The sequence below is a fragment of the Finegoldia magna genome (assembly GCF_018371055.1).
Classification (GTDB): Bacteria; Bacillota; Clostridia; order Tissierellales; family Peptoniphilaceae; genus Finegoldia; species Finegoldia magna_I.
In genome coordinates, this window is the sequence record NZ_JAGYZD010000026.1 from 1 (window position 1) to 12,768 (window position 12,768).

Annotated in this window: 15 protein-coding genes; all 15 read right to left on the reverse strand. The window is 30.3% G+C overall.

Going from position 1 to position 12,768, the window contains the following annotated elements; translation table 11 throughout:
• Positions 1 to 150: 150 nt before the first annotated feature.
• A complete protein-coding gene (locus KHW44_RS02230) occupies positions 151 to 1,302 on the reverse strand; it encodes a cation diffusion facilitator family transporter (protein ID WP_294685111.1) in 1,152 nt (383 codons plus the stop codon).
• Positions 1,292 to 1,846 (reverse strand): glutathione peroxidase, encoded by a 555-nt coding sequence (locus KHW44_RS02235; RefSeq protein WP_294685112.1) that lies wholly within the window; start codon positions 1,844 to 1,846, stop codon positions 1,292 to 1,294. The genes KHW44_RS02230 and KHW44_RS02235 overlap by 11 nt, the downstream gene beginning before the upstream one ends.
• A gap of 9 nt (positions 1,847 to 1,855) precedes the next feature.
• The gene (locus tag KHW44_RS02240) at positions 1,856 to 2,302 is read right to left on the reverse strand and encodes a MarR family winged helix-turn-helix transcriptional regulator (RefSeq protein WP_294685113.1); all 447 of its coding nucleotides are present in this window, start codon (positions 2,300 to 2,302) and stop codon (positions 1,856 to 1,858) included.
• 32 nt (positions 2,303 to 2,334) lie between these two features.
• Positions 2,335 to 3,066 (reverse strand): aminotransferase class IV, encoded by a 732-nt coding sequence (locus KHW44_RS02245; protein WP_294685114.1) that lies wholly within the window; start codon positions 3,064 to 3,066, stop codon positions 2,335 to 2,337.
• A complete protein-coding gene (locus tag KHW44_RS02250) occupies positions 3,063 to 4,391 on the reverse strand; it encodes an anthranilate synthase component I family protein (RefSeq protein ID WP_294685115.1) in 1,329 nt (442 codons plus the stop codon). The genes KHW44_RS02245 and KHW44_RS02250 overlap by 4 nt, the downstream gene beginning before the upstream one ends.
• Positions 4,378 to 4,971 (reverse strand): aminodeoxychorismate/anthranilate synthase component II, encoded by a 594-nt coding sequence (locus KHW44_RS02255; protein WP_294685117.1) that lies wholly within the window; start codon positions 4,969 to 4,971, stop codon positions 4,378 to 4,380. The genes KHW44_RS02250 and KHW44_RS02255 overlap by 14 nt, the downstream gene beginning before the upstream one ends.
• Before the next feature lie 84 nt (positions 4,972 to 5,055).
• Entirely contained in the window at positions 5,056 to 6,261 is a 1,206-nt protein-coding gene (locus tag KHW44_RS02260; protein ID WP_294685118.1) for an ABC transporter permease, read from the reverse strand.
• Entirely contained in the window at positions 6,251 to 6,934 is a 684-nt protein-coding gene (locus KHW44_RS02265) for an ABC transporter ATP-binding protein (protein WP_094205934.1), read from the reverse strand. The genes KHW44_RS02260 and KHW44_RS02265 overlap by 11 nt, the downstream gene beginning before the upstream one ends.
• 2 nt (positions 6,935 to 6,936) lie before the next feature.
• On the reverse strand, positions 6,937 to 8,073 hold the full coding sequence (locus KHW44_RS02270) for an ABC transporter ATP-binding protein (protein ID WP_304065419.1): 1,137 nt from the start codon (positions 8,071 to 8,073) through the stop codon (positions 6,937 to 6,939).
• A gap of 47 nt (positions 8,074 to 8,120) precedes the next feature.
• Positions 8,121 to 9,518, reverse strand: coding sequence for a beta-Ala-His dipeptidase (gene pepD / locus KHW44_RS02275; RefSeq protein WP_294685120.1), 1,398 nt, complete (start codon positions 9,516 to 9,518; stop codon positions 8,121 to 8,123).
• Positions 9,518 to 9,964, reverse strand: coding sequence for a GatB/YqeY domain-containing protein (locus tag KHW44_RS02280; protein ID WP_094205937.1), 447 nt, complete (start codon positions 9,962 to 9,964; stop codon positions 9,518 to 9,520). The genes pepD and KHW44_RS02280 overlap by 1 nt, the downstream gene beginning before the upstream one ends.
• Positions 9,965 to 9,974: 10 nt before the next feature.
• A complete protein-coding gene (locus KHW44_RS02285) occupies positions 9,975 to 10,604 on the reverse strand; it encodes a phosphatase PAP2 family protein (protein ID WP_094208821.1) in 630 nt (209 codons plus the stop codon).
• A 100-nt stretch (positions 10,605 to 10,704) separates the two neighbouring features.
• Complete coding sequence (locus tag KHW44_RS02290; RefSeq protein WP_094223606.1) at positions 10,705 to 11,340, reverse strand: phosphatase PAP2 family protein; 636 nt, start codon at positions 11,338 to 11,340, stop codon at positions 10,705 to 10,707.
• Positions 11,337 to 12,362, reverse strand: a complete 1,026-nt coding sequence (locus KHW44_RS02295; protein WP_294685122.1) for a molybdopterin-binding protein — start codon at positions 12,360 to 12,362, stop codon at positions 11,337 to 11,339. The genes KHW44_RS02290 and KHW44_RS02295 overlap by 4 nt, the downstream gene beginning before the upstream one ends.
• 90 nt (positions 12,363 to 12,452) lie before the next feature.
• The coding region (locus tag KHW44_RS02300) for an FtsX-like permease family protein (RefSeq protein WP_369680509.1) at positions 12,453 to 12,768 on the reverse strand (316 nt) is incomplete at its 5' end.

Sequence of the window (12,768 nt, forward strand, 5' to 3'; positions counted from 1 at the left end):
ATTTTTTTGGTATAACCTAAGAACGCCTACCCGCATAGCGGGTAGTTTATTGTTTCGTTCGCAAGCGAACTCAACTGACTAAAGTCATCAATTAAAAAAACGATAATACATTTTGTCTTTTAGACAATTAAATGTATTATCGTTTTTTGTTTAAATATCTGTAAAGTCAATGTCAGGAACCATCATTATTTTATATTCCGGATATCTTTGTTGTACTTCATCTGTTATTATTTCTATAGCTTCGCTAAAATCTTTATCAAAACTAACTATCACGTCAAATCTCATGTTTTTTTCTTCAATGTCAACATAAAATCCATGTATTTGCAATGCCCAATCGTGTGATAAAATTAATTTTTGTACATCATTTCTTATCCTTGCAGCCTCATCATCTTTTGTATTAAATGAATAAACTCCAACGCCAATGAGTATGATTTCCATTTGATTATATACTTTAAGCTGTAACTTTCTAGTGAGCTGATCCACTTCATCAACAGTCATATTATCTGGAAGTTCCAAATGCACTGTTGCATAGTATTTGTTCGGTCCATAATTAAAAAGTACTAAATCATATGCTCCAATTACTTGTTTTTCTTCATTTATAATCTCTTTTATTCTTTTAGAAATTTCTGCATCTTGTCTTTGTCCGATAATATTGCCAATTGTTTCAGTCATCATTTCAATTCCGGCTTTTATAATAAAAGCAGAAAGCAAAACACCAACATAAGCTTCGAGAGATATATTCCAAATAGTATAAATTATCGCCGATATGAAAACAGATGTTGATAAAATAGAATCGAAAATAGAATCAGCTCCAGAAGCTATAAGAGCTCCTGAGTTTACCTTTTTACCTTGTTTTTTTACATATTTACCTAAAATAAATTTGACTACTACAGCCACTCCTATTATAAAGATTGAAACTGTACTGTATTGTGCTATTTGAGGATTAAAAATTTTCTTAACTGACTCAACAAATGAAGTTATACCTGCATATAAAACAATAGCCGACACAACCATCGAACTCAAATATTCAATTCTTCCATAACCCATCGGATGTTTTTTATCTGGAGCTTTTGAGGCAAGTTTTGCGCCAACTATTGTAACAACTGATGATAGAGCATCCGAAAAATTATTAATTGCATCTAAAATTACCGCTATGGAGTTTGTAATTAACCCTAATATCACTTTAAAAATAGCCAAAAAAACATTAGTAATAATTCCCAAAAAGCTAGTTTTAATGATTATTTTTTCACGCTCGGACTGGCTATCCATTATATATTGTTTTTCTTTCATATTAAAAAACATATAAAACTTTTTGAACTTTTTGTTTTACAATGTCCATATCAACTGTCGGCTCAAATCTTTCTAGTACATTTCCTTCTCTATCAATCAAAAACTTTGTAAAATTCCATTTTATATAAGCTTTTTCACCAAATTTTTTGTTATTTAACTGAGTAAATTTATTAAGTGCCATATTTTTTATACCTTTTCCAAAACCTTCGAATGGTTTTTCAGTAGCTAAAAATACAAATAATGGTTCTGCGTTTTCACCATTAACATCAATTTTGTCAAATTGAGGAAATTCTGTTCCAAACTTCATTGTACAAAAATCATGAATTTCTCCATTGCTTTCGGGAGCTTGGTTTGCAAATTGATTGCAAGGAAAGTCCAATATTTCAAACCCCTGGTCCTTATATTCCTCATACATTTGTTCTAAAGGATCGTAATGAGGTGTAAAGCCACATCCAGTAGCAGTATTAACTATCAACAAAACCTTGCCTTTATATTTTTCTAAACTTACTTCATTTCCATCCATATCTTTAACAATAAATTCATATAATTTTTTCATATTAATCTCCTATTTTTTATCACATTTGTTTTTTAAAAACTCTTTCAATAATTTATACAATTGCATTTTTTTATCATCAGATAATTCAACACATTCACTCATTAGTTTTGGAACATTTTTTACTTTTTCTTGCAATTCTTTTCCTTTATCAGTAAGATTGATAATTACAATTCTATCATCATGCGAACTTCGTTTTCTTTCCAGATATCCTTGTGTTTGCATCTTTTTTATGATTGGAGTAATAGTTCCATTATCCAAATATAATTTTTCACATAGTTGTCCAACAGTAATGCCGTCTTTTTCCCATAGAACTAAAAAAACTATGTATTGTGTATAAGTTAAACCAAACGGTTTTAAAAATTGAGTATATGTATTGGTTACCAGTCTTGATACAGCGTATAGTGGAAAACAAAGTTGATTCTCTAATTTCATATTATTTATTTGCTCTTGATTCATAAACTCCTCCGATAATTTTCTAGAATTGTTTGTTATCTCCCATTCATTATTTTTTCTGATATTTCACTGAAAAGTTTGGTTTTTGAAAAAGTAACATCACTAATTTGCTTAACAAATCTCATTTCCATCAAAGAATTCGTAACAAACGCACAATCCATAGTTTTTAAATCATTTAAATTAAACGACTTTTCAATTATATTATAACTATTTATTTTCAAAAATTCCATAAGTTTTTGACGAAATATTCCTGGTAACATTCCATCATTTACACGAGGCGTTATTATAGTGTTTTGTTTGATGAAAAAAATATTCGTATAAGTCCCTTCAGTAATATTTCCATCTTGATTTAAAAAAATCCCCTCATCAAAGCCTTCTTCAAGGACTTTTTTGTGTAAGTAATCATTGAGCAAGTAATTGTTCGTTTTATGATAAATTAAAGGATTATGTTTGTCCCTCAACTGTTTTAGAATTTTTAATCTAAGTCCTTCAGTGTACTTAGAATCAGAATAATCAGTGTTTCTTGTAGTAATAACTAAATCATAATCACCTTCATTATCCAATACCATAATTCTTAAACAATCAACATTTAAGTCTATATTTTTTATGTTTTCGTAAATATTTTCCCTTAAATTATTAGTGTTTATTCCCAGAAATTCCATTGAATTTTCTAATCTTTTAATATGATCTTCTAAATAAATTGGATTTGAGCCGACAACTTTAATAGTCTCAAAAAGTCCCTTACCGTATTTTATTCCATCATTCATCTTAAAGCCTCGTAAACTTTTTTAGATTTTTGGATTGTTTCATCGTATTCGCTATTCATTTCTGAATCCCAAGTAATCGCCCCACCACCAGAAAAATAACATCTATCTTCAACCTTCAAAATACTTCTTATTAAAATATTGAAATCGCAATTTTGATTAAAAGAAATATATCCGATAGATCCTGTGTAAATATTTCTGTTGTATTTTTCAACCTTGTCAATAGCTTCTATTGATGCAAGCTTAGGAGCTCCAGTGATTGAACCACCTGGAAAAATATTTTTTATTAAGTTAAACACATTTTCATCTTTTCTTAATTTTCCAACAATTGTAGCTACCAAATGATGAACATTTTCGTAAGTTTCCAATGAATAATTGCTAATTGCTTTTATCGTCTCAGCTTCACAACTCATTCCCAAATCATTTCTCATCAAATCAACTATCATCAACAATTCTGAAATATCTTTGTCGCTATTAAGTAATTTGTTTTTCAATTTCTCATCTTCATCTTTATCGTCAGATCTTCGAATAGTCCCTTTAATAGGTCTAGCTTGAACAAGTCCATTTTGACAGTCAAAAAATCTTTCAGGAGATGAAGATAAAACGCAATACTCTCCAAAATCCATATAAACCATAAAATCAGCCTTATTAACCTCGCGAAGTTTCTTGTAAATATCAAACTTATCCTTCGTAGTATCCACGATGAATTGTTGCGTCAAGTTAACTTCGTACACATCGCCATTTTCAATCATCGTTTTAATTTCGTCAAAACTTTTTGCATACTCTTCTTTCTTAACTGTTCTGATAATATCTGAGGTAGTGTATTCTTTCTCTATAAATTCTTGTTTTACAAAAACTTCTTCTAGCTCTGTGATATCAGTATCGTTCAAGTAATAAATCGTGTATTCTTTAGTATTATTGTCAAATTCTATTATTTTAAAATAAATACCAAAATACGCATCATAAACATCAGTATTTTTCTCAGAATTTAAAACCACGTTACAATTAACACTTGTAAAATCATAAGATAAAAGTCCAACTGCTCCACCAATAAATTGATTATCGTCTTCTACAAAATAATCATCCATCAGCAATTTAAGTTGATTAAGTGGATTATCACAAACTTTTTTATTCACAAGTCCACCGATTTCAACATTGTTATCCTTCGATTTTAAAACAATCTCCGGATTAAATCCAATATATGATTTGTTTCCTTGATTGTAACTTCCCTTTGCGCTATCTAATAAAAAAGGTAAATTCTTGTCTTTGATATTGTATAAAATATCTAAAATAGTTAAATCTGATTTTATTTTTTTAGAATGAATCATTTCTTACCTCCTTCAAGAAATTCTCAATCATTTTCAATCCAAAATCAGTCCCCACGCTTTCTGGATGAAATTGCACAGTTTCAATTTTATTCCTAGAATCTCTAAATCCCATAATTAGTCCATCATCTGTTTTTGATGTTATAACTAAATCCTGATATTTTTCATTTTCAAATTTACTATCATCGACAATAAGCGAATGATATCTCATCACTTTAACAGGATTTGGAATATCAGCAAATATTCCTTTTGAATCATGAGTTATCTCTGTCATTTTACCATGCATTGGTCGTGGTCCTTTGATAATATCTAGTCCAATTGAATATGCCAAAGCTTGATGTCCCAAACAAATTCCAAGTATTGGATATTCTCCTTTTAATTGTTCGAATATTTCAAGAGAAATCTTAGACTCCTTTGGTGTTTTAGGTCCTGGAGAAATCACAATGATTTCAGGATCTAAACGTTTGACTTCATTCAAATTTATTTCGTCATTCTTCTTCACTAAAACTTCTTCTTTTAAAATTCTCAAATAAGAAACAATGTTATATGTGAACGAATCGTAATTATCTATCATTAATATCATTTTATCACCCAATAAAAATATAAAGGATTTCACGTTAAAAATCAAATAAAAAGAGCCTATTACTGAAAATAAGCTCTCTATCTGTTAAATAATATCTATTACGTTTTTATTTGCCGCTGCATTTGCAGGCGAATAAGTAAAAACAATTCCTATTCCCAAAGATATTCCAAGAGATATTAGAACTGGCATTAGTTCTAGTTTGATCGGGAACGGCAAGAATTTCGATGCAATAAATGCTGCAATCATTCCTATAACATATCCAATAATCCCACCTATCACAGTTACAATAATTCCTTCAAACATGAATTGATATAAAATTTCTTTTTTCTTTGCCCCAATAGCTCTTCTTATTCCTATTTCTTTAATTCTTTCTGCAACTGAAATATACATCATATTCATCATGCCTATTCCTGCAATTAGAAGAGAAATCGCTGCGATAAGAGATATGAAAATCGTAATTGAACCCAACACGTTGCTTATTCCTTCTATTTGTTGTGCTATATCTACAAAACTATAAGAACCCGCTGCTTTCATCGGACCATTTTTATCAAGATATTCCTTAATTTCTTTTGCTTTATCTTGAACCTTAGTACCATTTTTTAGAATAACATTTATCATAGAAATTGAATTATTGTTTTTAGGTTGTCGAGATTCTAATGTGCCTTTTGGCAATTCCACATCATTATTAAATGCGAATAAATTTGCTGCTGCATTATTTTCTTTAACTCCAACTATGACATAATAATCATTCTTTACTAAAATTGTTTTATTAATTGGGTCTTCATTTTCAAAAACTTCATCTGCCAATTTTTTAGTAATCACAGCAACTTTTTGATTAGTATCTCCATCTAATTTTGATATTGCCCTGCCTTTTATAATTTTGGTATCAGTCTTTTCAACGGGTTTTGCAAATCCACTTTCTAATTTTCCATCATTTTTTCGTATCGAAACATTTAAAAGATTATTTTGAAATTGTTCTGGATCGGATTCAACTTTTACGACATCTGTCATTTGCGAAATATCTCGAATATTTTTCTCTGTGAAGACGGATGTATTGCTTCCCACTGAATTTGTTGGATTTTCAGGCTGGAAATAAAACGCAACACTAAGTTCCTTTCCTTCTCCACCCATTAAACTATCAACAACGTAATCTTGGAAACCTCTACCAATTGCGATAATAGTTATTACTGCTGCAATCCCTATAATAATTCCAAGCATAGTAAGTAAAGATCGCTTTTTATTTTTGATGATATCTTTGAAGGCAGTATTTAATAAAATATTAAACTTCATAACTATCCCTCTCTTTTAAAACACCATCTAACATAAAATATTTTCGGTTGCAATTATGTGTAATATTTTTATCGTGAGTAACCATTATTATCGTGATTTTGAGTTTTTGATTCAATTCATTAAAAAGCGCCATTATTTCCTTGCTTGTTTCTGAATCAAGCGCACCTGTTGGCTCATCTGCTATAATAAATTTCGGATTGTGAACAATGGCACGTGCTATAGCTGCTCTTTGTTGTTGTCCACCTGAAAGCTGTTTCGGTCTTTTGTCTGCTTGAGTTTTAATTCCTACCAAATCCAAAGCTTCCAATGCTTTTTCTCTTGCGTATTTATAGGATTTACCTTGATACAATAAAGGTAGTTCTACATTTTCAGCTATGGTGTAATTTTGGATAAGTTGAAATTGTTGGAAGATAAATCCCACGGATTTGTTGCGAAGATCGGACAATTTATTATCTGTAAATTTACCTACCTCAACATTTTCAAACTTATATAGTCCTGTAAATTTTTTATCCAAAAATCCAAGGATATTTATCAACGTAGACTTTCCAGAACCAGACTCACCCATTATTGCGACAAAATCACCACTATTAATGTTAAGGCTAACATCTTTTAGAACGTGAAGCTTGTTTTCTCCTGAATTGTAAAACTTATTGATTTTAATTAAATCTATCATAACTAATCTTCAACCTTTATTTCTTGATTATCTTTCAAATCTTTTACTTTAGAAATAATTTTGTCACCAGATTTCAATCCAGAAATCACAGTATAAGAATTAGTATTTTTTTCTAGTTGAACTTCTTTTTTCACAGCTTTTGAATCCTTGTATTCAAACACATAGTATTTAGAATCTTCTTCTTTTACCATGTCTTTTGCAAGTTCAATCTTATCTGATTTTTTTCTTACTTGAACGTTGAATCCAATGTGTATAGGTTTTTGTGTTTTTATTTTAAATACAAAATTTGAAGAATTACTTCCAGATTGTTCTGTCATGTTTTGCATTTGATTAGCTTCAAATGATCCAGCTTGACTTTCTGGAGTATTAGAAATCTCTACTACAGTTCCTTTTGTTTTTTCGTCCCCGTTAATAGGAATTACTTCAACCTCATCATTTTCTTTTAATTTATTGTAGTCGTATTCAGAAATATTTCCTTCAATAATATTTTCATCGCTAGTAACTTCAACCAATGCTCCTTGACTCATCGGATTATCGATGTTTTTTTCATTAACTTTACAAACTCCAGATATAGTTGCATTGATTGTTTTTGTCGAACTTTCTTTTAAATCATTAAGTTGTTTCTTTTGCAACTCTACTTGGTCAAGTGCTTGTTTGTAAGCTCTATTTGATTGGTTAAGTGTCGGTTCCATTTGATCAATTTGCATTTCCAATTCTGGAGAAAAAGTTTCGTTATATTTTTCTACTAATTTATTGTAAGATTTGTATGCACTATTTCGATCCTCAAGTGCATAATTTGCTTGACTTTTTGCTTGTTCTAATTGCAATTGCATATGATCAATTTGTTTTTCAACTTCCTTGTTCACAAAAGTAATCAGTGAATCTCCTTTTTTAACAGATTGACCAGTTTTTACATGAACTTTTTCAATCTCACCATAAGCTTGATTGTTATAAACTTGTTGTGCATCGCCAGTTTTTGATATTGCATTGAACACCAAATCACTTCCTGCAGATACCGTATACAAGCTATACTTGGTTTCGTTTTTCTGACTAGCTTTAACTAATTTAAAGACCAATCCTCCAACACAGGCTAAAACAATTATGGCTAAAATAATTGCAAACTTTTTATTATTTTTCATACGACCTCCTAATTGTATTTCTGTAATACTATTATAATACAGCGTAACTAATTAGTCAACATATTCAAAATTTCATTGTAGAATTTAATAAATCTCTCTAAAGATTCAATATCTAATCTTTCTTTTGTTGTGTGTACATCGTGCATTGTAGGTCCAATTGAAATGCAGTCAATTTTTTTATATTTTTCTGCAAACACTCCACATTCAAGTCCAGCGTGGATTACTTTAACATCTACTTCTTTGTCGTTTACTTTTGAGAAAGCTTTCTTTGCAACTTCCATCAACTCTGATTTTTCATTGAATTCCCAAGTAGGATAATAATTGTAATCGAAGGCAGTTGCATTGTGTTTTTCCGCTTTTGAAACTATATCTTCTCGTAGCGCTACTAATTTGTCATGATTTGAAGATCGTGTAGATAATATGATTTCGAATTTATCGTCCAAAGAATTTACAATCGCCAAGTTACAAGATGTTTCGACTGTTTCATCAAGTCCTTCAATGTAAGAAATCACACCAGAGTTTAATTCTCCAATTAAACCAGATAAATTTTCTGTTGTATTTTTATCTAAGCATTTTTGGGGACTAACATCCTCAATTAAAAGCCTCAAATCCTTATCAAAGTCTTCCAAATCAACCTTAGATATAAATTCTTCTGATTTTTTGTTAAGAGAGTCAGTGGATTCATCTGTAGATATGATTATTTCTGCATTTGTAGGAATAGCGTTGTCCTTTGATCCAGCTTTGAAATCACAGATATAATAATCATCTAATGATTCCAAGAATTTAAACACAACCTTGATTGCATTTTTGTGGTTCTTATCAATTTCCATTCCAGAGTGTCCACCTTTAAGCCCTTTTACAGAAATTTTGTAAAAATTGGACAAGCTTTCTGAACCGTAGTTTTTGTTTATTTCAACATTGACATTTTCCCCACCACTGCTACCTACAATCAATTCATTTTCATCTTCTGAATCTATGTTAATGAAATATTTTCCAGACAAATCAAAATCGAAATTCATCGCACCACTCATATCGACTTCTTCACTTGTAGTCACCACAGCCTCTATTTGGGGAAGTTTGTAATTGGATGTCAAAGTAGCCATAGCTATGGCAAGTCCAATTCCATTGTCTGCCCCAAGGCTTGTCTTGTCAGCAAACATGAAGCCATCTTTTTCCATGATTTTGATTCCATCGTTAAAATCATAATCTTCATCAGAAACACAAACCATATCCATGTGTGCTTGTAGAATTATTCCTGGTTTGTCTTCCAAACTTTTGTCTGATTCTCTTTTAATGTAGATATTGTTGAATTTATCCCTTTTGCACTCTAAATTGTTATTATGAGCAAAGTTTTCCAAATAATCTGAGATTTTTTCTTCATGCTTTGAGCATCTATTTATTTTAGAGAAATCTCTAAAATAATTTAATACAGTATTCTTATCCACTACGCACCTATAATCTCTTCAACTACTTTATTAACTGTCTTACCGTCAGTGAATTTTCCGTATTCTCCCATGACGTATTTCATTATTTGTCCTCTCGACTTATTTGATTTTTCAAGGGAGTTTTCTTCCATGAATTTTTCTATAATTTCTTTTAATTTATCTTCAGATAACTGTTCTGGAAGATATGATTTAATAATTTCTATTTTTTGTTTTGTTTCTTCAATCGCTTCAACTCTATCTTGTGGAGTTTGTTCCAATGTATCCATTGTTTGTTTCAATTCTTTTTTAACAAAAGCTAATTGTTCTTCGTCTGTCAAATCTCTTTTCTTTTCTTTTTGTTCCAATAAAATGTTGCTCATAATCAAAGAAATAACTCCGGATTTAACTTTATCCTTGTTCTTCATAGCTAACATTTTGTCTTTTCTTAATTTTTCAATTGTACTCATAATTTCACTCCTAACCAAAAATAAATGTAAAATAATAATTCATTTTGAACATATATATAGACCAATATGCACATATTAGCCCAATAAAACTACCTATTACGACATCCGTAAACCAATGTACTCCCAAAATAATTCTGGAAATGGCAATCATAAACGCAAACACAATGGCAATCAACATCGTCACGAAGAAAAATTTATATCCATAACTTAGCACATAAGCAATCGTCAAATAAAAGCTCATACTAACACATGAATGTCCACTTGGAAAAGAATATCCCATATAATTGATACCGGTTGTAACTTTTGGTCTTTTTCTTCTAAATATAAATTTTAAAGTGTGAACCGCTATAACACTTAGCATAACGCTCATAATTATAGCTGATGCTGATACATAGTTATGCTGACTTACAGTGAAAAAAACTATTGGAATGCTTATAATCATAAGTGTTTCAACATTTCCAAACTTCGTAATTTTTGCCATCATCGCAATAAGGGAATTATGTCCCATTTTAGTAAAATGTTCCTTTAATCTTCTATCCAAATTTGTTTCGTTGTCTTTTAATACAACAAATCCAAGAAAAAAAGTAATCGATAACAGAACAATGCTACTTATTATTACAAACCAATCGTATTTATTCATTTTTAATCCTTCCTTTAATACTTCATATTAAATTTTATACCAACCAAGTTCAAATGTATAGTAGGAAACTTCCAATAAAAAATGAACCATAAAAATAAATTTATAGTTCATCAAGATTTTTATTTGATTTTATTATATATTTTTCTGCTACAAAAATCGTAGCTAGATAACACACATATCCTACTAACATTCCAAAAAACACATCTGTTGGCCAATGCACTCCCACAACCAACCTACTAAAAGCAATTACAAATGGAATTATTCTCAAATAAATGAATTTGTAATTTTTCAAACTGCATAACAAATAACTCAAAGTAAAATAAAAGCTTGTACTTACCAAACTATGACCGCTAACATAACTGTAACCACCTTGTTCTATTTTGAAAAAATCTAACGGCCTTACTCTCACAAAACTATATTTGTACACATTCATAACTACAAGGCCAATTAAACAAGACATTAATGTTATTGAAAAAAATGAATTCTTGCCAATACGTTTTGAATAATATAAGCTAATAGCTAATATCAAAAAATACGTGCTGAAATTTCCAAGTATTGTGAATGATTTGAAAATATAAAAAGTAAAATTATCTGTAAGATTTTGTGCAAAATTCATTATTTTCGGTTCGAATGAAAGACCCGATTGTTTTCTAATGAAAACCCCAAAAATCAACGAACCTACAAGAATTGCTGCCGATAAATATATTTTTTTCTCGTTTATTACTTTTCCAATCATAACCCTTTACCATACTCACAATTTGGGAAGTGACACTCTGAACATTGCATACAAAATCCACCATAACCCAAACTATTAATCATATCTTTTGTAACTTTAATATTTGCAAAAATATAAGGCAAAATAATGTCGAAAACTGTAGATTTGTTAAACATCACACAACCTGGAAGTCCCATAATTGCAGTATTGTTTTTGTAAGCTAGCATGAACATCGCACCTGGAAGTACAGGCGAACCGTAAGTTATCACTTCTGCCTTGGAATCTTTTATAGCTTTTGGTGTCATATCATCTGGATCGACGCTCATTCCACCTGAAACCAAAATTATATCAGATTTGTTTTCTAATGCTTTGTTGATTTCTCGTGTAATATTTTCACTATTATCGTCGACTATGACGTGATTTATTACTTCACAATTGTAATCCTTCATTTTTTGTTTTAACACAGGTCCAAATTGATCTTTGATAAGACCTTTGTACACTTCAGATCCAGTTGTAATGATTGAACATTTTTTTGTCTTATCAAATGGAATGATTTCCAAAATAGGAACACCATTCATTATTTTCTTCGCTTCGTCCATTATTTTTTCTTTTGTGAAAAGCGGGATAATTCTCATTCCAGCAATTTTTTGTCCTTTTCTTACTGGTTGATTGCCAAGAACAGTTGCAATGGATATGTCATCAATTGAATTTAACTTGAATAACCTATCTCTGTCGACTTTCAAAAATCCATCCACATCAGAAATTATTTCTATCTTGCCTTCTTTTATATCAGATGAATGCATATGTTCATTAATACAAATATCTTTCAAAATAATTGCACAATCATTCTCGTGTAAATCATCATCTTCCAATTCCATAACATAAATATGTTCCTTGCCCATACTTAATAGAACAGGAATATCTTCTTCTGTAATAACGTGACCTTTTTTAAAAGCTCTTTCCTTAACCACGTCCTTTACAATTCTAGTCATATCGTGCGGTAAAATATGACCTACCGCATCCTCAGTTCTAACTACTTTCATTTAAAAACCCCTCTTAATTGATATTCCTATTTTATCACGAAATCATTATTTTTTAAAACACACAACGAAAAAACCGGAGTTTCCTCCAGTTTATTCTTCTTCGCTTACCAAATCATAGTAGACGTTACTTGTTATTTTAAATATTATGAAATACACCACAATTATTATAGCTACTGATATTGCAAATGGAATCGCAAATTCAGATATACTTCTTACCCCGAACAATCCCGATAATTGATACAACATTTTTGATGCAACAGCAGAGTGAATAACTGCCACAAAAAGCGGTAAGAAGAACATCCAATATATTTGTTGTGATGATGTCTTTTTTATCATTTTGTTTGACAGTCCAACTTTTTTCATTGTTTGAATGTTTTTTCTATCTTCAATTCCTTCTGATAAATGT

Bases quoted from the DNA above. Each gene is read 5' to 3' on its own strand.
- KHW44_RS02280 (WP_094205937.1), bottom strand. From the start codon at position 9,964: ATGAGTACAATTGAAAAATTAAGAAAAGACAAAATGTTAGCTATGAAG.
- KHW44_RS02270 (WP_304065419.1), bottom strand. From the start codon at position 8,073: ATGAAAAATAATAAAAAGTTTGCAATTATTTTAGCCATAATTGTTTTA.
- KHW44_RS02285 (WP_094208821.1), bottom strand. From the start codon at position 10,604: ATGAATAAATACGATTGGTTTGTAATAATAAGTAGCATTGTTCTGTTA.
- KHW44_RS02260 (WP_294685118.1), bottom strand. From the start codon at position 6,261: ATGAAGTTTAATATTTTATTAAATACTGCCTTCAAAGATATCATCAAA.
- KHW44_RS02295 (WP_294685122.1), bottom strand. From the start codon at position 12,362: ATGAAAGTAGTTAGAACTGAGGATGCGGTAGGTCATATTTTACCGCAC.
- KHW44_RS02255 (WP_294685117.1), bottom strand. From the start codon at position 4,971: ATGATATTAATGATAGATAATTACGATTCGTTCACATATAACATTGTT.
- KHW44_RS02290 (WP_094223606.1), bottom strand. From the start codon at position 11,340: ATGATTGGAAAAGTAATAAACGAGAAAAAAATATATTTATCGGCAGCA.
- KHW44_RS02245 (WP_294685114.1), bottom strand. From the start codon at position 3,066: ATGAATGATGGAATAAAATACGGTAAGGGACTTTTTGAGACTATTAAA.
- KHW44_RS02240 (WP_294685113.1), bottom strand. From the start codon at position 2,302: ATGAATCAAGAGCAAATAAATAATATGAAATTAGAGAATCAACTTTGT.
- KHW44_RS02230 (WP_294685111.1), bottom strand. From the start codon at position 1,302: ATGTTTTTTAATATGAAAGAAAAACAATATATAATGGATAGCCAGTCC.
- KHW44_RS02250 (WP_294685115.1), bottom strand. From the start codon at position 4,391: ATGATTCATTCTAAAAAAATAAAATCAGATTTAACTATTTTAGATATT.
- KHW44_RS02265 (WP_094205934.1), bottom strand. From the start codon at position 6,934: ATGATAGATTTAATTAAAATCAATAAGTTTTACAATTCAGGAGAAAAC.
- KHW44_RS02235 (WP_294685112.1), bottom strand. From the start codon at position 1,846: ATGAAAAAATTATATGAATTTATTGTTAAAGATATGGATGGAAATGAA.